Source organism: Geodermatophilus bullaregiensis (assembly GCF_016907675.1).
Lineage (GTDB): Bacteria > Actinomycetota > Actinomycetes > Mycobacteriales > Geodermatophilaceae > Geodermatophilus > Geodermatophilus bullaregiensis.
On record NZ_JAFBCJ010000001.1, the window covers coordinates 135,216 to 153,848 of the forward strand.

The window sequence follows — 18,633 nt, forward strand, 5'->3', positions numbered from 1 at the left end:
CCGGTCACAGCACCTGCAGCCCGGCTCCCACGACGGTCACCAGGGTGCCGACCACGGTCAGTGCCGTGATGAGGCCGTCGGCCGGGTCCCGGAGGTCACCGGGCAGCCGGCCGGCCGCGGGCGCCCCCGGCACCGGCGTCAGGCCCCACTCCGTGCAGAGCTGCAGCGGCAGGTCAAGCGCGTGCCGGTCCTGCCGCTCGAGCAGCGCCGCGCGGAGCCGGTCGGCGTGCGGCAGCCGCCCCAGCCGGTACCACGACACCCGCAGGTGAGTCCTGTCGTCGGCCAGCAGCAGCCCGGTGGGCCCGCCGTCGCCGTCGACCACGGCCACCGCGTACACTCGGGTCGCGTCGACGCCGTGCCAGCCCAGCAGCGTCCGGCCGGCCAGCACCCGCCCGTCCCACGACAGCTCGCCGGCGCCGTTCTGCCGCACCCGGGAGAACAGCGTCAGCGCAGCGATCACGAGGAACGTCATCGCCACGACGACGCCCCAGCCGCGCTCCCCCGAGGCGAGGGCGGCCAGGGACGCCCCCGTCGCGAGCCCGCAGACCCCCACCACGAGCGCTCCGGCGCCGGCCAGGGCCCAGCGGCGCCGTCGCCCGGGCACGTGCGGGACGTCCACCGCGACGGGTGCCGCGGGGCCGCCCGGTCCGGCGTCGTCCCGCTCCGGAGCCACCGGCTCGTCGGCCACCGCACCCCCTCCGGTCGCTGCGAGGTGGCGCGCACGGTAGTCCCGCCGCGGGCCCGGCGGGGCCTCCGCCCGCGCCCCGGGTGGGCCGTCGGCTCCGCCGGTAGGGTCGTCCTGACGCCGCCGCCGGTCCCCCGACCGGTGTGCGGGCGACGACCGACGGGGCCTGCGAGGGCTGCCGAACAGCGCGGACAGCACCCCGTGAGGGGCGGAGAGGGTGGACGGGTTGAGCCAGTCGCACACCGGCCGGAGCGGCTTCCCGCCCGCCTACCTGGACCGGGTGGGTTCCTCGTTCACCGACTTCCTGGCCTCCGCGGCTCCCGACCTGCTGCCCGGGCGGCGGCCGGTGCCGCAGATCCCGGTCGGGGACCTCACCCCGCACGGCACCACGATCGTGGCGGTCACCTGCGCCGACGGCGTGCTCATGGGCGGCGACCGCCGCGCCACGATGGGCAACCTGATCTCCAGCCGGGACATCGAGAAGGTCTACCCGGCCGACTCCTGGTCGGTCATCGGCATCGCCGGCGCCGCCGGCATCGCCATCGAGATGGTGAAGCTCTACCAGGTCGAGCTCGAGCACTACGAGAAGATCGAGGGCCTGACGCTCAGCCTCGACGGCAAGGCCAACCGGCTGGCACAGATGATCCGCGGCAACCTCGGCGCCGCCCTGCAGGGCCTGGCCGTCGTCCCGCTGTTCGCCGGCTACGACCTCGACGCCGCGCCCGGCACCACGCCGGGCCGGATCTTCAGCTACGACGTCACCGGCGGGAACTACGAGGAGCGCGGCTACGCCGCCGTCGGCTCGGGCTCGCTGTTCGCGAAGAACTCGCTGAAGAAGACGTGGCGCACCGGCCTGGACGGCGACGCCGCCACCCGCACCCTGGTCGAGGCGCTCTACGACGCCGCCGACGACGACTCGGCCACCGGCGGTCCCGACCCGGTGCGCCGGCTCTACCCGATCGTCTACCGGGTCGACGCGGAGGGCGCCGTCCGCCTGGCCGACGACGAGGTCGCCGGGGTCGCCACGACCGTCATCGACGAGCGGGCCGCCGCCGAGGGACAGGGCTGAGCGCCATGACCATGCCGTACTACGCCTCGCCCGAGCAGCTGATGCGCGACCGCTCGGAGTACGCCCGCAAGGGCATCTCCCGCGGCCGCAGCGTCGCCGTGCTCACCTACGCCGACGGCGTGCTGTTCATCGCCGAGAACCCGAGCTCGACGCTGCACAAGGTCGGCGAGCTCTACGACCGGATCGGCTTCGCCGCCGTGGGCCGCTACAGCGAGTTCGAGAGCCTGCGGGTGGCCGGTGTCCGGCTGGCCGACGTCCGCGGCTACTCCTACAACCGCCGCGACGTCACCGGCCGGGTCATCGCCAACGCCTACGCGCAGACGCTGGGGGAGATCTTCACCCAGCAGATGAAGCCCTACGAGGTCGAGCTGTGCGTGGCCGAGGTCGGGGACAGCTCCGAGACCGACCAGCTCTTCCGGCTCACCTTCGACGGGTCGATCGTCGACGAGCCCGACTTCGTCGTCATGGGCGGGCAGGCCGAGGCCGTCACCGGGCACCTGCGGGAGAACTTCCGCCGCGGCCTGGACCTCGGCGGGGCGCTGATGACCGGTGTCCGGGCGCTGTCCGCGGTCAGCCCCGCCATGTCGAGCGGCAACGGCAGCGGCGGCCTGCTCCCCGCCGGCCAGCTCGAGGTCGCCGTCCTCGACCGCCGCCGGCCCAAGCGGGCCTTCCGCCGCGTCGTCGGCGCGGCCCTGGGCACGCTGCTGGGCGACCGGGCGGCCGGGGAGGCGTCCGAGGGCGCCACCGCCGCGCACACGCCGAGCACCCCGCAGCCGGGCACCCCGGCGGGCCTGGGCGACCCGGCCGCTCCCGACACGGCCGGTGGCACCGCCGGCACGGGGGAGGGCGGCGGCCCGCAGCCCGGTCCGGCCGACGGCCAGGGCGGCGGCACCGACGGGGGCACCGACGGGGGCGCGAGGTCCTGACCGGCCCGCGGCGCCGGGAACCGGCCGGAGTCGCACGCGGCGCCTAGGCTCGGTCCGTGGACCGACGGATCTTCGGGATCGAGACCGAGTACGGCGTCACGTGCACCTTCCGCGGGCAGCGGCGGCTGTCCCCGGACGAGGTCGCGCGCTACCTGTTCCGGCGCGTGGTCTCGTGGGGGCGCAGCTCCAACGTGTTCCTCCGCAACGGCTCGCGGCTCTACCTAGACGTCGGCAGTCACCCCGAGTACGCCACGGCCGAGTGCGACGACCTCACCGAGCTGGTCGTGCACGACAAGGCCGGTGAGCGGATCCTCGAGGGCCTGCTGGTCGACGCCGAGCAGCGGCTGGCCGAGGAGGGTGTCACCGGCGACATCTACCTGTTCAAGAACAACACCGACTCGGCCGGCAACAGCTACGGCTGCCACGAGAACTACCTGGTCGGCCGGCACGGGGAGTTCAGCCGGCTGGCCGACGTCCTCATCCCGTTCTTGGTCAGCCGCCAGCTCGTCGTCGGCGCCGGCAAGGTGCTGCAGACCCCGCGCGGGGCCATCTACTGCGTGAGCCAGCGGGCCGAGCACATCTGGGAGGGCGTCTCCTCGGCGACGACCCGCTCGCGGCCGATCATCAACACCCGCGACGAGCCGCACGCCGACGCCGAGCGCTACCGGCGGCTGCACGTCATCGTCGGCGACTCGAACATGAACGAGACGACGACGCTGCTCAAGGTCACCATCACCGACCTGGTGCTGCGGATGATCGAGGCCGGTGTCCCGATCAAGGACATGTCGCTGGAGAACCCGATCCGCGCCATCCGCGAGATCAGCCACGACATCACCGGCCGCCGCAAGGTCCGCCTGGCCAACGGCAAGGAGATGTCGGCGCTGGAGATCCAGGCCGAGTACCACTCGCGGGCCGCGGAGTTCGTCGACCGCGAGGGCTTCGGCCCGGTGCACCGGCAGATGCTCGACCTGTGGGGCCGGGTGCTGAAGGCGGTCGACACCGAGGACCTCTCGCTCATCGACCGGGAGATCGACTGGGCCACGAAGCTCTCGCTCATCGAGCGCTACCGCGCCAAGCGGGACCTCACCCTGTCCTCGCCGCGGGTGGCCCAGATGGACCTCGCCTACCACGACATCAGCCGCAAGCGGGGGCTGTACTACCTGCTCGAGCGGGCCGGTCAGGTGGAGCGGGTGGCGCACGAGCCGCGCGTGTTCGAGGCGAAGAACGTGCCGCCGCAGACCACCCGGGCGAAGCTGCGCGGCGAGTTCATCCGCAAGGCCCAGGAGAAGCGGCGCGACTTCACCGTCGACTGGGTGCACCTCAAGCTCAACGACCAGGCCCAGCGCACCGTGCTGTGCAAGGACCCGTTCAAGAGCGTCGACGAGCGCGTGGAGAAGCTCATCGCCTCGATGTGACGCGATGACGGCGCGGTCCTGCCGGACCGCGCCGCGGCCAGGTGCCGTCCCCCCGCTGCGCCGAGCCCCACCGTCGCACCCGTCGCGGACCCCTCCGGGCCCACTCGGGCGCGGCACCTGCGGCGGCCGCTCACCCCTCCTCGGGCAGCGGGACCTGGAGTGCGGCGTAGCGGCCGGCGGCCGCGGCGGCCAGGAAGTAGGCGCGCTCCTCGGGCCAGCCGCGGCCCATGGTCGACAGCGTCACCGGGGACAGCTGCAGCGCCTCGTCGAGGCCGTCGGTGTCGACCCACACCACCTCGTTGCGCTCGGGCTGCCCGGCGAGGTCCTCCTCGACCTGCTGGCCGAGCTCGGAGCCCAGCCCGCGCGGCGCGACCAGCGTCACCCCGGCCAGGGCCACCCGGCCGAAGGCGGTCAGCGAGTGGTGCGAGACGCCGCGGTGGCGGGGGCGCGGGTCGGCGTCGGAGATCCGCAGCGCGCCGACCGGTTCCCCGCCCAGCACCGAGACGGCGTTGCACGCCTCGCCGGCGGCGACGCCGGAGAAGCCCCACGACGTCCCGGTGCCCAGGTTGCCCGGGCCCTGGGTGACGATCGTGACGTCGGCGCCGAGCACGTGCCGCGCGGCCAGCAGCCCGGTGTGCAGGGTGACCGCCTCCAGGTCGCCGCCGAAGGCCTGGCCCACGGTCACCACGCCGGTGAGCGACGGCGCCAGCGTGTGCAGCGTGCGGGAGAACCCGGCCACCAGCGCGCCGCCGTCGGTCATCACGTAGGCGACCCTGAGGTCGGGGTCGGTGGCGAAGACGCCGATCAGCGCGGCCGGCAGCGCCGAGTGCAGGTCGGCGACGACGACCGGCATGCCGCCGAGGTCCTCGGCCTCGGCGATCGCCGTGTGGTGCTCGGTGTCCTGCTCGTCGACGCCCTGCACGCTCACCTGCAGCGGCGTGTACCGGGCCTTGACCAGGTGGCCGGGGCCGGTGGGGTCCGGCGGCAGCCGGTCGGGGACGGCGACGACGAGCGCGTAGCCGCCGGTGCCCAGGCGCTGCGCCCAGGCGGTGGTGTTGAGCAGCACCTCGTCGCCCACCTCGGGGACGCCGACCAGCGACGGGTGGGCCAGCGACCGGACCGCGCCGTCGCCGGGGACCTCGACGGTCAGTTCCTGGGCGTCGCGCCAGCTCCGTCCGAGGGCGGTCACCCGCCCGCGTCGCCATCGGATCCGGTGCACCGCCGTCTGGTTCTCCCCCACGGGGGGAGAGTAAGGACCCCGGTGCCCCCCGCGCCTCGCGTGGCCCCCCGCGGGCCCCCGCTGCGGGCGTGCGAGCAGCGGGGGGCAGGGGGTCCGTTGTCTAGGCTGGGTGCGTGTCGGCGAAACGGGCGGAGCGGCTGGTCAACCTGGTCATCGCCCTGCTGGGTACCCGGCAGTACGTGACCGCCGCCCGCATCCGGGCGATCGTGCCCGGCTACGAGCCCGACGACGGCACCGCTCGCGCCGACGAGGCGTTCAAGCGCATGTTCGAGCGGGACAAGGCCGAGCTGCGGGAGATGGGCGTCCCGCTGGAGACCGGCCGCACCAGCGTGTTCGACACCGAGGACGGCTACCGCATCGCCCGCGCCGACTACGAGCTGCCCGAGATCACCCTGACCGGTGAGGAGGCCGCCGCGGTCGGCCTGGCGCTGCGGCTGTGGGAGTCCGCCCAGCTGGCCGGCGCGGCGCAGAGCGCCCTGGTCAAGCTGCGCGCCGCCGGGGTCGACGTCGACCCCACCCGCGCGCTGCCCGTCCAGCCGCGACTCGACGTCGACGAGCCGGCCTTCGAGCCCTGCTACGCCGCCGCCCGCGACCGGCGGGTGCTGCAGTTCGACTACCGCCGTCCCGACGAGGACACTCCGGCCCGCCGGCACGTGCAGCCCTGGGGGGTGGTGGCCTGGCACGGGCGCTGGTACCTCGTGGGCCTGGACCTCGACCGGCAGGCCCCGCGGGTGTTCCGCCTGTCCCGGGTCGTCGGCACGCCGCGGGCCACCGGTCCGGAGAACGCCTTCGAGCCGCCGGCCGACGTCGACCTGTCCGCCCTGGTCGCCCGCCAGGCCGGGGGAGAGGAGCACCTGGTGGTGGTCCGCGCCCGCCCGGGCGGCGCCGTGGGCCTGCGCCGCTGGGCGACGTCGCTCGGGCCGGCCGAGGACGGGGACGACCGGCTGCAGCTGCGCACCACCGAGCCCTGGCGGCTGGCCGACCAGCTGGCCGCCTACGGCCCCGACGTCGTCGTGGAGTCGCCGCAGGCGGTGCGCGCCGCGGTGGTCGAGCGGCTGACGCGCCTGGCGACCACGGGGGAGGGGGCGTGACCGGCCCGGCGACCAACGAGCGGATGACCCGGCTGCTCTCGCTCGTCCCGTACCTCACCGCCCGGCCGGAGGGCGTGCCCCTCGCCGAGGCCGCCCGCGACTTCGGCGTCCCCGAGCGGCAGCTGCGCCGCGACCTGGACCTGCTGTGGATGTGCGGCCTGCCCGGCTACGGCCCCGGTGACCTCATCGACCTGGCCTTCGAGGGCGACCGCGTGCGGGTCACCTTCACCGCCGGCATGGTCCGCCCGCTGCGGCTGACCACCGACGAGGCCGTGGCCCTGGTGGTCGCGCTGCGCACCCTGCTCGACCTGCCCGGCCTGGCCGAGCAGGAGGCGGTCAGCCGCGCGCTGGCCAAGGTGTCGGCCGCCGCCGGGCACGCCGCCGAGCGGGTCACCCCGGTGGCGCTGTCGGTCGACGCCCGCGAGCAGGCCCTCGCCGTCGTCCGCGACGGGCTGGAGCGCAAGCGGGCGCTGCACCTGCACTACTACGTGCCCACCCGCGACGAGCGCACCGAGCGCACCGTCGACCCGATGCGGCTGCTCCTGGTCGACGGCCGCTGGTACCTGGAGGCGTGGTCGCGGGAGGTCGCCGGCGTGCGGCTGTTCCGGCTGGACCGCATCGACGACGTCCGGGTGCTCGACGAGCCGGCCGCCCCGCCGCCGCAGGCCGCGCCGCGCGACGTCGAGTCCGGCCTCTACCAGCCCGAGCCGGGCTCGCCGGTGGTGCGGCTGCGGCTGGCCCGCACCGCGCGCTGGGTGGCCGAGTACTACCCGGCCGAGGACGTCCGCGAGGTCCCCGACCCGCCCGGCGGGCTGGCCGTCGCGCTGCGCACCGCCGACCTGGCCTGGGCCCGCCGGCTGGTGGCCTCCCTCGGCGGCGCCGCCACCGTCGACGAGCCGGCCGAGCTGGCCGCCGCCGTCGCCGCCGACGCCCGCGCCGCGCTGGACCGGTACGCGGCCGGCGCCGGTGCCGGCCCGGGGGCCTAGGGTCCTCGCCGTGCTGCTCGTGGTCTGGATCGCCGTCGTCGTGCTGTCCCTGGTCGTCCTCGGCGCGCTCGTGTTCGCCGTCCTCGGCGCGTTCCGGCGGCTCGGCCGCGAGCTGCAGGCCGCCGAGCGCGAGGTCGTGCCGCTGCTGCAGCAGGTGCAGGCGACCGCCGACCGGGCGGCCGCGCTGCAGGCCGCCGGCGAGCGGCCGCCGGCCGCCCGGGGTGCGCACGCCGGCTGAGCGCCCGGCGGGGACCACCCGCCGGCTCCGCGAGCCGTCCGCCGAGGACCCCGGGGACGAACACCCCGCGCGTAGCATCGCCCCCGCCCCCTGGACCTGGAGGACGCATGAACCTCGGCGCGCCGGAGATCATCCTGATCATCCTCGCGATCCTGCTGCTGTTCGGGTACAAGAAGCTGCCCGACGCCTCGCGCTCGCTCGGCCGTTCGCTGCGGATCTTCAAGGGCGAGATGAAGGGCATGAAGGACGACGACCGCAGCCGTCCCGCCCCCGCTCCGCTCGAGCCCTCCGACGCCGACCGCCGTGCCGCGCTCGAGGCCGAGGCGGCCGCCGCCGAGGCGCGCGCGGCCGAGCTGCGGGCGCGCGCCGGCCGGCCCGGCGCCGCCGACCCCCGCTGACCGCACCGCGGAGCGGCGACGTGAGCGGGCCCGGGTCGCGCGGACGCCGCCGGCGCCGGCCCCCGCGCGACCCCGAGGCGACGATGACCCTCGTCGCGCACCTCACCGAGCTGCGCAACCGGGTCGCCAAGGCGCTGCTGGCCCTCGCGCTGGGCGCCGTCGCCGGCTTCCTCTGGTACGACCACGGCCTGCTCACCTTCCTCAGCGAGCCCTACTGCTCGCTGCCCCCCGAGCTCCGCTTCCAGGGGGACGACGCCTGCCGGCTGGTGGTGCTCGACGTCTTCGGCGGCGTGCTGCTGCGGCTGAAGATCGCCCTGATCGCCGGGGCCGTGCTGTCCTCGCCGTTCTGGCTCTGGCAGCTGTGGGCGTTCATCACCCCCGGGCTCAAGCGCAACGAGAAGCGGTACGCGGTCACCTTCGTCGCGGCCTCCACCACGCTGTTCGCCCTCGGTGCGGTGCTGGCCTACCTCACCCTCTACACGGGCCTGGAGCTGCTGCTCGGGCTCGCCGGCGACGAGGTGGCCTTCCAGCTCACCGCGCCGGACTACCTGGGCTTCGTGATCAGCCTGCTGGTGGCCTTCGGGCTCAGCTTCGAGCTGCCGCTGATCGCCGTGGCGCTCAACCTGGTGGGCGTCCTCAGCCACGCCGTGCTGGCGCGGAGCCGGCGCTGGATCTTCTTCCTGACCATCGTCTTCGCCGCGTTCATCACGCCGACGCAGGACCCCTTCACCATGCTGGCCATGGCGCTGCCGATGGTGCTGCTGTTCGAGCTGGCCATCCAGGTCGCCCGCGTGGTGGACCGGCGGCGCGCCCGGCGCGAGGCGCACGAGCACTTCCACGACGTCGCCGACGGCGAGGCCTCGCCGCTGGACGCCCGGCCCTCCTCCCTCGACGCCACCCCGACCCCGCGCGAGGACCTGCGCCGGGACGGCGCCGCCGACGCCGCCGCGACCGACCGCCCCGGCGCCCGCTCCCGCGGCTGAGCCGCCGGCACACGCGCTCGGGCCGGGACGCCCGGGACGCAGGGGGAGGGGGCCGGGTGGGCACCGGGACCGACGTCGTCGTCCTCGTCAGCCCGGCCGCTGGGCGGGGGCGGGCCCGCACCGTCTCCGGCGCCGTCCTCGACGTGCTGCGGCGGGGCGGCCTGGCGCCGCACGTGCTGCGGGCCGCCACCCGCGCGGAGGCGGAGGGAGCCGCGGCGGCCGCCGTCGCGGCGGGGGTCGGCGCGGTCGTCGCCGTCGGGGGTGACGGTGCCGCGCACGCGGCGCTGCAGGCGGTCGCCGGGACGCCCACCCCGCTGGCGGTCGTGCCGGCCGGCACCGGCAACGACCTCGCCCTGGCCCTCGGCGTGCCGCCCGAGCCGGTGACCGCGGCGGTGGCGGCGGCCGCGGACCTGCGCGAGGGCGCCGTCCGCACGCTGGACGCCGGGTGCACCGCGGGGCGGTGGTGGGCCACCGTGCTGTGCTGCGGGTTCGACTCCGCCGTCACCGACCGGGCCAACCGGCTGCGCTGGCCGCGCGGGCCGCGCCGCTACGACGTCGCGATCCTGGCCGAGCTGGCCCGGCTGCGGCCGTGGGAGGTCACGCTCACCCTGGACGGCGGGTCCCGGACGCTGCCGGTCACGCTGGTCGCCGTCGGCAACACCGCCTGGTACGGAGGGGGCCTGCGGATCTGCCCCGCCGCCGACCCCGCCGACGGCCTGCTCGACGTCACCGTCGTGGGGCCGGTGTCGCGCCGGGAGCTGGTGGGCACCCGCCCGCGGCTGGCCGACGGCACGCACGTCGGGCACCCCGCCGTCACGGTCCACCGGGCCGCGCGGGTCGGGCTGGCCGGCGCGGGGCTGAGCACGTACGCCGACGGGGAGCCGGTGGCGGCGCTGCCGGTGACGGCCGAGGCGGTGCCGGGGGCGCTGCGCGTGGTGGGCTCCGCCCGCGGGTCCCGCGACGACCAGGTGACCTGATCGTCGCGTCTCCTCCCCGGCGGTGTGCGGTGCGGGAGGACGCGCTGCGGTGCGGGAGGACGAGGTCGCGCACCGTCCGCAGCTCAACCGTTATCCCCAACTGCTAACGACCAACAGGTCGGCCGCGCCGAAGCCCCCGAGGACGCCTAACGTGGAGAGCATGTCCAGCCCCGCCGAGCGGTACGCGGCTGCCCGGCGGCGCAGTGCGCACCCGACCCTCGCCGACTTCACCGCCGACCTCGGTTTCGCCCTCGACCCGTTCCAGGTGGAGGCCTGCGAGGCGCTCGACGAGGGCGCCGGCGTGCTGGTCTGCGCGCCGACCGGCGCCGGCAAGACCGTCGTCGGCGAGTTCGCGGTGCACAAGGCGCTCGCCGAGGGGCGCAAGGCCTTCTACACGACGCCGATCAAGGCGCTGTCCAACCAGAAGTACAACGACCTCGTCGAGCGCTACGGCGAGGACCGGGTCGGCCTGCTGACCGGCGACAACGCCGTCAACGGCGACGCCCCGGTGGTGGTGATGACCACCGAGGTGCTCCGCAACATGCTCTACGCGGACTCGCCGGCCATCGACGGCCTCGGCTACGTGGTCATGGACGAGGTGCACTACCTCGCCGACCGCTTCCGGGGCGCGGTGTGGGAGGAGGTGATCATCCACCTCCCGCAGTCGGTGACCCTGGTGTCGCTGTCGGCGACGGTGAGCAACGCCGAGGAGTTCGCCGACTGGCTGGTCACCGTCCGCGGCCACACGCGGGTCGTGGTCAGCGAGGTCCGCCCGATCCCGCTGTGGCAGCACATGCTGGTCGGCAGCCGGGTGTTCGACCTGTTCAGCCTGCGGCCGGCCGCGCACGCCGCCGAGCAGGGGGAGACCCCGCGCGTGCTGTCGACCCGCGACCGCGGCGCCAGCGTCGTCGACCCCGAGCTGGTCCGCTACGTGCGCGAGTACGAGCGCCGGCTGGACAGCTGGGGCGGTGGCAACGGCGGGTCGCGGCGCGACCGCGACTGGCACCGGCCCCGCTACCGGCCGCCGGCCCGCTCGGACGTCGTGGAGCGGCTCGACCGCGCCGGCCTGCTGCCGGCCATCACCTTCATCTTCAGCCGCAACGGCTGCGACGCCGCCGTCGCGCAGTGCCTGCAGTCGGGGCTGCGGCTGACCGACGAGGCCGAGCGCGCCGAGATCGCCCGGATCGTCGACGAGCGGACCGGCAGCCTGCCCGACGAGGACCTGCACGTCCTCGGCTTCTGGGAGTGGCGCGAGGGACTGCTCGCCGGGCTGGCCGCCCACCACGCCGGGCTGGTGCCGGCGTTCAAGGAGACCGTCGAGGAGTGCTTCGTCCGCGGCCTGGTCAAGGCCGTCTTCGCCACCGAGACCCTGGCACTGGGCATCAACATGCCCGCACGCACCGTCGTCCTCGAGCGGCTGGTCAAGTGGAACGGCGAGGCGCACGTCGACGTCACGCCGGGGGAGTACACCCAGCTCACCGGCCGGGCCGGGCGGCGGGGCATCGACGTGGAGGGGCACGCCGTCGTCGTGTGGGCGCCGGGCATGGACCCCTCCGTCGTCGCCGGGCTGGCGAGCACCCGCACCTACCCGCTCAGGTCCAGCTTCCGGCCCAGCTACAACATGGCGGTCAACCTGGTCGGCTCCTTCGGCCGGGCCCGCGCCCGGGAGCTGCTGGCCTCCTCCTTCGCCCAGTTCCAGGCCGACCGCTCGGTGGTGGGCCTGGCCCGGGCCGCCGCCCGGCACGAGCGCGACGCCGAGCGCTTCGCCGCGGAGATGACCTCCGAGGGCGGGGACGTCGCCGCCTACGCGCGGCTGCGGCGGGAGATCGCCGACCGTGAGCGCGAGCTGTCCCGCGACTCGGCGGCCAAGCGGCGCATCGAGGCCGCCGACGCGCTGGCCGCGCTGCGCCCCGGCGACGTCATCCGGGTGCCCTCGGGCCGGCGGCAGGGGCTGGCCGTCGTGCTCGACCCCGGCGTCACCGACCTGGCCGACCCGCGCCCGCTGGTGCTCACCGAGGACAAGTGGGCCGGCCGGCTGGGCAGCGTGGACTTCCCGACGCCGGTGGCCGCGCTGGCCCGGGTGCGGGTGCCCAGGAACTTCAACCACCGCAGCCCGCACGCCCGGCGGGACCTGGCCTCGACGCTGCGCTCCGCCCGGGTGGAGCACGACCTGGGGGCGCGGCGGGTCAGGCAGCGGTCCGCGGCCGCCGACGACCCGGTGCTGCAGGACCTGCGCCGGGCGCTGCGCGCGCACCCCGTGCACGGGCTGCCCGACCGGGAGGAGCGGGTGCGCGCCGCCGAGCGGTACCTGCGCGAGGTCGCCGAGGCCGAGGCCACCCACCGCCGGATGGCCGAGCGCACCGGCTCGCTGACCCGGCAGTTCGACCGCACCTGCGACGTGCTCGAGGAGCTGGGCTACCTGGTGCCGGAGGTGGCGCCGCTGGTGCCGGCCGACACCGCGGAGGCCGTGCCGGTCGACGACGTCCCGCGGGTGACCGACGAGGGACGGCGGCTGGCCCGCATCTGGTCCGACGGCGACCTGCTGATCGCCGAGTGCCTGCGCGCGGGCGCCTGGCGCGGCCTCGGCCCGGCCGAGCTGGCCGCCGCCGTCTCCACGCTGGTCTTCGAGGCGCGCCGGGAGACCCCGGGCCAGCCCGCCGTGCCCGGTGGGCAGGTCGCCGCGGCCATCGGCGAGATGCGCCGGATCCGGGCCCGGCTGCAGGACGTCGAGCTCGACCGCGGGCTGCCGGCCACCCGTGACCTCGACCTCGGGTTCGCCTGGGCGGCCTACCGCTGGGCCGACGGGCAGAGCCTCGACCGGGTGCTGGCCGGCGCCGAGCAGGCCGGCACCGAGCTCTCCGGCGGGGACTTCGTCCGGTGGGCCCGCCAGCTCGTCGACGTGCTCGACCAGCTGGCCAAGGTGGCCGACGAGTCGGTGGCCGCGGTCGCCCGGGCGGCCGTGGGCCGCGTCCGGCGCGGGGTGGTCGCCGTCGCGGTCAGCGGCTGACGCCCGGGCGCGGAGGAGCGGGGTCGCCGGGCAGGTGGTGCACAATCCTCCCGCTCCCGTGACGCGGTGTCGCGGGAGGACCCCCGGGGGTCGGACGGGACAGGAGCGACGATGACCAACCCACCGCCGGGTGGCCAGCCGGGCCAGTACGGGCAGCCGGGGCAGTACGGCCAGCAGCCCGGCCAGCCGGGGCAGTACGGCCAGCCGGCCGGGCAGTACGGGCAGCCCGGGCAGTACGGCCAGCCGGGTCAGCAGGGGCAGCAGCCGGGTCCCTACGGGTACCCCGGGCAGTACGGGCCGCCGGGCCCGTACGGGCAGCCCGCGCAGTACGGGCCGGGTCACTACGGGCCGGGTCAGTACGGGCAGCCCGGGGGCCCCGGCCGGCCGCCGGGGAGGTCGCGGACCCGGCTCGTCCTCGGCCTGGTCGCGGTCGCCGTCGTCGTCATCGCCGTGGCGGTCACCCTGCTGCTGACCCTCGGGGACGACGTCCTCGACCCCACCCGCGCGGAACAGGACATCGCCGCCCAGTACGAGGAGACCTTCGGCGTCGGCATCGACGTCTCCTGCGGCGAGGAGATGGTCGTCGAGGAGGACGAGACCTACGAGTGCAGCGGCACGACCGAGGACGGCGACGACGTGACCATCCGGGTCGCGATCACCGACGAGGACGCGGCGGCCTACACCTGGGAGGTCGTCTGACCACCGGCCGGTGGGCTCAGCCGAGCGCGTCGGCCGGCCACCCCAGGGCGGCGCCGAGCCGCCCGAGCGAGGAGCGCAGCCCGTGCGCGTCGGCCAGGGCGGCCAGCGCCGCGGGGTCGGCCGGCCGGCGCGGGAGCGTCCCGTCCACGGGCGGCAGGTCGATGGTCCGCGCCACGGCCACCACCACCGGCGCCGCGTCGAGGTAGTCGCTGCCGGCGTGCAGCCGCTTGAGCACCGCCGCGGTGAGCGGCGCCCTGGGCACGGCGGTGCGGGCGGCGGCCGCGCGGATGCCGGCCAGGTCGCCGAACTCGGTGACCAGCGCCGCCGCGGTCTTCGCGCCCACGCCGGCCACGCCGGGCAGCCCGTCGCTGGGGTCGCCCCGCAGCACGGCGAAGTCGGCGTAGGCCCGCCCCGGGATCCCGTACTTCGCCGTCACCGCCGCCTCGTCCACGATCTCGATGTCGGCGATGCCCCGGTTGGTGTAGAGCACCCGCACACCGCGGGCGTCGTCGACGAGCTGGAACAGGTCGCGGTCACCGGTGACGACGTCGACCGGTCCCCGGGCCCGGGTGGCCAGCGTGCCGATGACGTCGTCGGCCTCGTAGCCCGGTGCCCCGACGCGCACGATGCCCGCCGCGGCGAGGACGTCGACCAGCACGGGCACCTGCGGCGCCAGCTCGTCGGGTGTCTCCTCCCCGCCGTCGGGGGAGAGCCGGTGCGCCTTGTAGGACGGCAGCGCCTCGACGCGGAACGCCGGGCGCCAGTCGTCGTCCCAGCAGGCCACCAGCCGGTCGGGGAAGTGGGCGGTGAGCAGCCGGGCGGTCATGTCCAGGAACCCGCGCACGGCGTTCACCGGCCGCCCGTCGGGGGAGGTCACGCTGGTGGGGACGCCGTAGAAGGCCCGGAAGTAGAGGCTCGCGGCGTCGAGCAGCATCGTCGTCACGGGCGGCGACGGTAACGGTCCGGGAAACCCGGGCGGGACAGGTCGGTGTCCGGGGTTAGTGTCCCGACGTGGGAAGTCGTGCGGGGGACCTCGTCACCATCGACCGCGTGCACGCCGCGCGGGCCGTCGCCGCGGAGCGGGGCGTCGACGTCGTCGTGCTCACCCCGGGCTCGGACCTGCGCTACCTCACCGGTTACGACGCGCACGCGATGGAGCGGCTCACCGCCCTCGTCGTCCCGCGCAGCGGGGACCCGCTGCTGGTGGTGCCGCGGCTCGAGGCGCCGATGGTCGACGCGAGTCCCGCCGGCGCGCTCGGCCTGCAGGTGCACGCCTGGGACGAGACCGACGACCCCTTCGCCGTGGTCGCCCGCGAGGTCACCGCCCGCCTCGGCGCCGCACCCGCCCGGGTCGCCGTCGGCGCCCGCACCTGGGCGGAGCACGCGCTCGGTGTGCACCGCGCGCTGCCCGGGTCGGTGCTCGAGCTGGCGACGCCGGTGCTCGACCGGCTGCGGGTGGTCAAGACCGCCCCCGAGGTCGAGGAGCTCGCCGCCGCGGGCGCGGCCATCGACCGGGTGCACGCGCGGATGGGGGAGTGGCTGCGGGTGGGCCGCACCGAGGCCGAGGTCGGCGCCGACATCGCCGCGGCGATCCTGGCCGAGGGTCACGTGGGGGTCGACTTCACCATCGTCGGGTCCGGGCCCAACGGCGCCAGCCCGCACCACGAGCTCTCCGACCGGGTGGTGCAGGCCGGTGACCTGGTCGTCGTCGACATCGGCGGGGAGACCGCGACCGGCTACCGCTCCGACTGCACCCGCACCTACGCCGTCGGCGGGGAGCCCGGTCCCGAGGTGGCCGAGTGGTACGCCGTGCTGCAGGACGCGCAGGAGGCCGCGGTGGCCGCCGTCCGCCCGGGCGTGACCGCCGAGGCGGTCGACGCCGTGGCCCGCGACCGGATCACCGCCGCCGGCTGGGGCGAGCACTTCATCCACCGCACGGGGCACGGCATCGGGCTCGACACCCACGAGGCCCCCTACATCGTCGCGGGCAACGACCTGCCCCTCGAACCCGGCATGGCCTTCTCCGTGGAGCCGGGCATCTACCTCGCCGGCCGGTGCGGCGCGCGGATCGAGGACATCGTGGTCTGCACCGACGACGGCGTGCGCGCGCTCAACCAGGGTCCCCGTGAGCTCGTCGTCCTCGCCGGCTGAGCCGGGGGGAGGGGCCGCCCCGGACGTCGACCGGGCCCTGCTGGCCGCCCTGGCCCGTGACGGGCGGGCGAGCTACACCGAGCTGGCCGAGCGGGTCGGGCTGTCGGTGTCGGCCGTGCACCAGCGGGTGCGGCGGCTCGAGCAGCGCGGGCTGATCACCGGCTACCGCGCCGGCATCGACGCCCGCCTGCTCGGCCTGGGGATGACGGCGTTCGTCTCGATCACGCCGCTGGACATGGCCGAGGCCGACGACGCCCCGGCGAAGCTGGCCCACCTCGACGCGATCGAGGCCTGCCACTCGGTGGCCGGGGTGGAGAGCTACCTGCTCAAGGTGCGGGTGGCCTCACCGGAGGCCTTGGAGGCGCTGCTGCGGGAGATCCGGGCGACGGCGAACGTCAGCACCCGCACGACCGTCGTCCTCTCGACCTTCTACGAGGACCGCCCGCCGCTGTGAGCCCGCGGTCGGGCCGTGGCACGCCGCGCCGACCGGTTGACCGTTATCCCCAACTACGCAATGGTTCGACCGGGTTGGCGAGCGCAAACCCCGATCCACCTGCACCGGCCACCGGCTGGACAGGGTGTCGAACGTGTGTTCGCATGGCGGTGTGCGATGGGACGGCCAGCGCCTCGACGACGGGGACGAGGCGCTGCTGCCCGGGATGCCGGGCCTCCGGGGTCTGCTGCGCAGCGTCGAGGTGCCCGAGTTCCCGGGTGTGACGTTGCACGAGGTGCTCAGCCGGTCGGCGCTCAACCCGGTGCCGCGGGGCTCGCGGATGCCGTTCGCCTACACGATCAACCCCTACCGGGGCTGCCTCCACGCCTGCCTGTACTGCTATGCCCGCTCGACGCACGAGTGGCTGGACCTGGACGCCGGGCGGGACTTCGACACGCAGATCGTGGTGAAGACCAACCTCGTCGAGGTGCTGCGGCGGGAGCTCGCGCGGGCCTCGTGGAAGCGCGAGCACGTGGCGCTGGGCACCAACACCGACCCCTACCAGCGCGCCGAGGGCCGCTACCGGCTCATGCCGGGGGTGATTGCGGCACTGGCCGACTCGGGGACGCCGTTCTCCGTCCTCACCAAGGGCACGCTGGCCCGCCGGGACGTGCCGCTGCTGGCCTCGGCGGCCCAGGACGTCCCGGTCGGCTTCGGCGTCTCCGTGGCCGTCTGGGACGAGGACCTGCACACGAGTCTCGAGCCCGGCGTGCCGACGCCGAGGGCCCGGCTCGACCTCGTCCGCGCGGTCACCGACGCCGGCCTGCCGTGCGGCGTCTTCCTCGCCCCGGTCCTGCCCGGCCTCACCGACCGGCAGAGCGACCTCGACGCCGCCCTGGAGGCCATCGGCGCCGCCGGGGCCACCGGCGTCACCGTCGTCCCGCTGCACCTGCGCCCCGGCGCGCGCGAGTGGTTCTCCGCCTGGCTGGCGCGCGAGCACCCGGCTCTGGTCGGCCGCTACCGGCAGCTCTACCGCGGCGGCGCCTACGTCTCCGCGGAGTACCGGGCGTGGCTGGCCGAGCGGGTGACGCCCCTGCTGCGCCGTCACGGCCTGGACGGGCACTCCGGCGGTCAGGCCAGGGGCGTCGACGGGACCGCGGCCTCCGGGGCGCCCGGCGACGACGAGGCGGCCTTCCCGGCCGGGAGCCTCCCGCCGGTCCGCGGCGGGGGAGCGGCTCCCGTCCGGCGTGCCGGGCCCCGCGCCCCGGCGGCGGGGGATGACGGCGCCGTCCCCGAGCAGCTCAGCCTGCTGTGAGCCGGGGGAGGGGAGGGCTCAGCCCGCCGGTGTCCCCGGAGCGCCGCCGGCCCGGTTGGCCCGTGCGGCCCGCTCGGCCCGGACCGCACCGCGCTCGGCCACCGGCTCGGCGCCGCCGGCCAGGGCCAGCCGCCGGTAGGAGTCGTAGGACAGCGTCTCGTAGACGGCGGCCAGCGCCTCGGCCCGCGCCCGGCGGGCGCCCGCGCTGGTCGCGCGCAGGTACAGCGCGGTGCGGACGGCGTGCTTGGTGAAGGTGACCTGCAGGGCCTGGCTGGACAGCCGCCCGCCCACCTGTGACCTGTAGCCGGGGCCCCGCCGCAGGGCGGGCAGCACCCATGGGCTCCCGGCCAGCGCCGGGAACCGGTTGCGCACGGCCTCCCAGGCGTGCCAGGCGGAGAGGGCGCCCGGCACCGACCACTCGCCGTCGTCGGTGCGCACCAGCAGCCGGCGGGCCGTGGGGTGGACCTGCTCGCGGCGCAGGTCGCGGAAGGCGCCCACGGGAGCCGGCCACCGCAGGGCGATCGCGCACCAGACGACGGTGCGCAGGTGCTCGGGCTCCTCGCTGCGCACCTCGGTGAGCGGTCGCAGGTCCAGCGTCCGCGGGTCGGGCTCCGGTGTCGGCGGCACGGGCAGGGGCACGCCGCCGTAGCGGGCGACCTTGCTGTAGAGGGTGACGGTGGCGGGCTTCCAACCCCGCGCCGCGGCGACGTCGTCCATGCCGCCGGCAGCCAGCTCCTCGGGGCCGAGCCCCAGCTCCAGCGCGGCGTCGATCAGCCGTCGCCACTGGACGGCGTAACCCTCGGGGGGTTCCAGCCGCTGCCAGGCGCGCGCCGCCGGCGGTGACGGCATCTCGGGCAGGGGGTGCTGCCAACTCCGGCTCACGGTCCCACCATACCGTTATCCCCAACTGAATCAAAGTTTTTTGACAACGTCCAAAGCGCCAAGAACAACGATGACGACCAACCGGGGCACTGCGCACGCGCTCGCACTGCACCACCTCGGCTCCGCGACCACGATGTG

18 protein-coding genes are annotated in these 18,633 nt (G+C 75.9%); 14 read left to right on the plus strand and 4 right to left on the minus strand.

The window, feature by feature from the left end:
- Window positions 1-4: 4 nt before the first annotated feature.
- Entirely contained in the window at window positions 5-688 is a 684-nt protein-coding gene (locus JOD57_RS00540) for a hypothetical protein (protein WP_204690103.1), read from the minus strand.
- A gap of 223 nt (window positions 689-911) precedes the next feature.
- Here JOD57_RS00540 and prcB point away from each other — a divergent pair, with 223 nt between their 5' ends.
- Genes prcB through pafA form a run of 3 tightly spaced genes read left to right on the plus strand, consistent with a single transcriptional unit; the run spans window position 912 to window position 4,095 of the window.
- A complete protein-coding gene (gene prcB, locus JOD57_RS00545; RefSeq protein WP_204690104.1) occupies window positions 912-1,754 on the plus strand; it encodes a proteasome subunit beta in 843 nt (280 codons plus the stop codon).
- Window positions 1,755-1,759: 5 nt separating this feature from the next.
- On the plus strand, window positions 1,760-2,680 hold the full coding sequence (gene prcA / locus JOD57_RS00550) for a proteasome subunit alpha (protein ID WP_204690105.1): 921 nt from the start codon (window positions 1,760-1,762) through the stop codon (window positions 2,678-2,680).
- 56 nt (window positions 2,681-2,736) lie between these two features.
- A complete protein-coding gene (pafA, locus tag JOD57_RS00555; RefSeq protein ID WP_204690106.1) occupies window positions 2,737-4,095 on the plus strand; it encodes a Pup--protein ligase in 1,359 nt (452 codons plus the stop codon).
- 130 nt (window positions 4,096-4,225) lie between these two features.
- Here pafA and JOD57_RS00560 read toward each other — a convergent pair whose 3' ends face one another.
- Window positions 4,226-5,335 (minus strand): DUF3866 family protein, encoded by a 1,110-nt coding sequence (locus tag JOD57_RS00560; RefSeq protein WP_307824341.1) that lies wholly within the window; start codon window positions 5,333-5,335, stop codon window positions 4,226-4,228.
- A 113-nt stretch (window positions 5,336-5,448) separates the two neighbouring features.
- Between JOD57_RS00560 and JOD57_RS00565 the strand changes: the two genes are divergently transcribed.
- From JOD57_RS00565 to JOD57_RS00600, 8 genes are all read left to right on the plus strand, one after another.
- The gene (locus JOD57_RS00565; RefSeq protein WP_204690107.1) at window positions 5,449-6,426 is read left to right on the plus strand and encodes a helix-turn-helix transcriptional regulator; all 978 of its coding nucleotides are present in this window, start codon (window positions 5,449-5,451) and stop codon (window positions 6,424-6,426) included.
- Entirely contained in the window at window positions 6,423-7,412 is a 990-nt protein-coding gene (locus JOD57_RS00570; protein WP_204690108.1) for a helix-turn-helix transcriptional regulator, read from the plus strand. The genes JOD57_RS00565 and JOD57_RS00570 overlap by 4 nt, the downstream gene beginning before the upstream one ends.
- Window positions 7,413-7,422: 10 nt before the next feature.
- Window positions 7,423-7,650, plus strand: a complete 228-nt coding sequence (locus tag JOD57_RS00575; protein WP_204690109.1) for a hypothetical protein — start codon at window positions 7,423-7,425, stop codon at window positions 7,648-7,650.
- Window positions 7,651-7,757: 107 nt separating this feature from the next.
- Window positions 7,758-8,048: a Sec-independent protein translocase subunit TatA gene (gene tatA / locus JOD57_RS00580; RefSeq protein ID WP_204690110.1), complete on the plus strand. Its 291-nt coding sequence runs from the start codon at window positions 7,758-7,760 to the stop codon at window positions 8,046-8,048.
- A 20-nt stretch (window positions 8,049-8,068) separates the two neighbouring features.
- The gene (gene tatC / locus JOD57_RS00585; RefSeq protein WP_307824342.1) at window positions 8,069-9,031 is read left to right on the plus strand and encodes a twin-arginine translocase subunit TatC; all 963 of its coding nucleotides are present in this window, start codon (window positions 8,069-8,071) and stop codon (window positions 9,029-9,031) included.
- A 56-nt stretch (window positions 9,032-9,087) separates the two neighbouring features.
- On the plus strand, window positions 9,088-10,008 hold the full coding sequence (locus JOD57_RS00590) for a diacylglycerol kinase family protein (RefSeq protein WP_204690111.1): 921 nt from the start codon (window positions 9,088-9,090) through the stop codon (window positions 10,006-10,008).
- Between the two features lie 160 nt (window positions 10,009-10,168).
- Complete coding sequence (locus JOD57_RS00595; RefSeq protein WP_204690112.1) at window positions 10,169-13,015, plus strand: DEAD/DEAH box helicase; 2,847 nt, start codon at window positions 10,169-10,171, stop codon at window positions 13,013-13,015.
- Window positions 13,016-13,126: 111 nt separating this feature from the next.
- Window positions 13,127-13,714 (plus strand): DUF4333 domain-containing protein, encoded by a 588-nt coding sequence (locus tag JOD57_RS00600; protein WP_204690113.1) that lies wholly within the window; start codon window positions 13,127-13,129, stop codon window positions 13,712-13,714.
- Between the two features lie 16 nt (window positions 13,715-13,730).
- On the opposite strand, the gene JOD57_RS00605 is transcribed toward JOD57_RS00600, so the two are convergent.
- Entirely contained in the window at window positions 13,731-14,648 is a 918-nt protein-coding gene (locus JOD57_RS00605) for a 5'-3' exonuclease (protein ID WP_204694493.1), read from the minus strand.
- Between the two features lie 77 nt (window positions 14,649-14,725).
- Here JOD57_RS00605 and JOD57_RS26580 point away from each other — a divergent pair, with 77 nt between their 5' ends.
- From JOD57_RS26580 to JOD57_RS00620, 3 genes are all read left to right on the plus strand, one after another.
- Entirely contained in the window at window positions 14,726-15,865 is a 1,140-nt protein-coding gene (locus JOD57_RS26580; RefSeq protein WP_204690114.1) for a M24 family metallopeptidase, read from the plus strand.
- Window positions 15,840-16,319 (plus strand): Lrp/AsnC family transcriptional regulator, encoded by a 480-nt coding sequence (locus JOD57_RS26585; protein WP_204690115.1) that lies wholly within the window; start codon window positions 15,840-15,842, stop codon window positions 16,317-16,319. Before JOD57_RS26580 ends, JOD57_RS26585 begins: the two co-directional genes overlap by 26 nt.
- A 151-nt stretch (window positions 16,320-16,470) precedes the next feature.
- Window positions 16,471-17,613 (plus strand): Rv2578c family radical SAM protein, encoded by a 1,143-nt coding sequence (locus JOD57_RS00620; protein ID WP_204690116.1) that lies wholly within the window; start codon window positions 16,471-16,473, stop codon window positions 17,611-17,613.
- Between the two features lie 18 nt (window positions 17,614-17,631).
- On the opposite strand, the gene JOD57_RS00625 is transcribed toward JOD57_RS00620, so the two are convergent.
- Complete coding sequence (locus JOD57_RS00625) at window positions 17,632-18,495, minus strand: hypothetical protein (protein WP_204690117.1); 864 nt, start codon at window positions 18,493-18,495, stop codon at window positions 17,632-17,634.
- Between the last annotated feature and the right edge of the window lie 138 nt (window positions 18,496-18,633).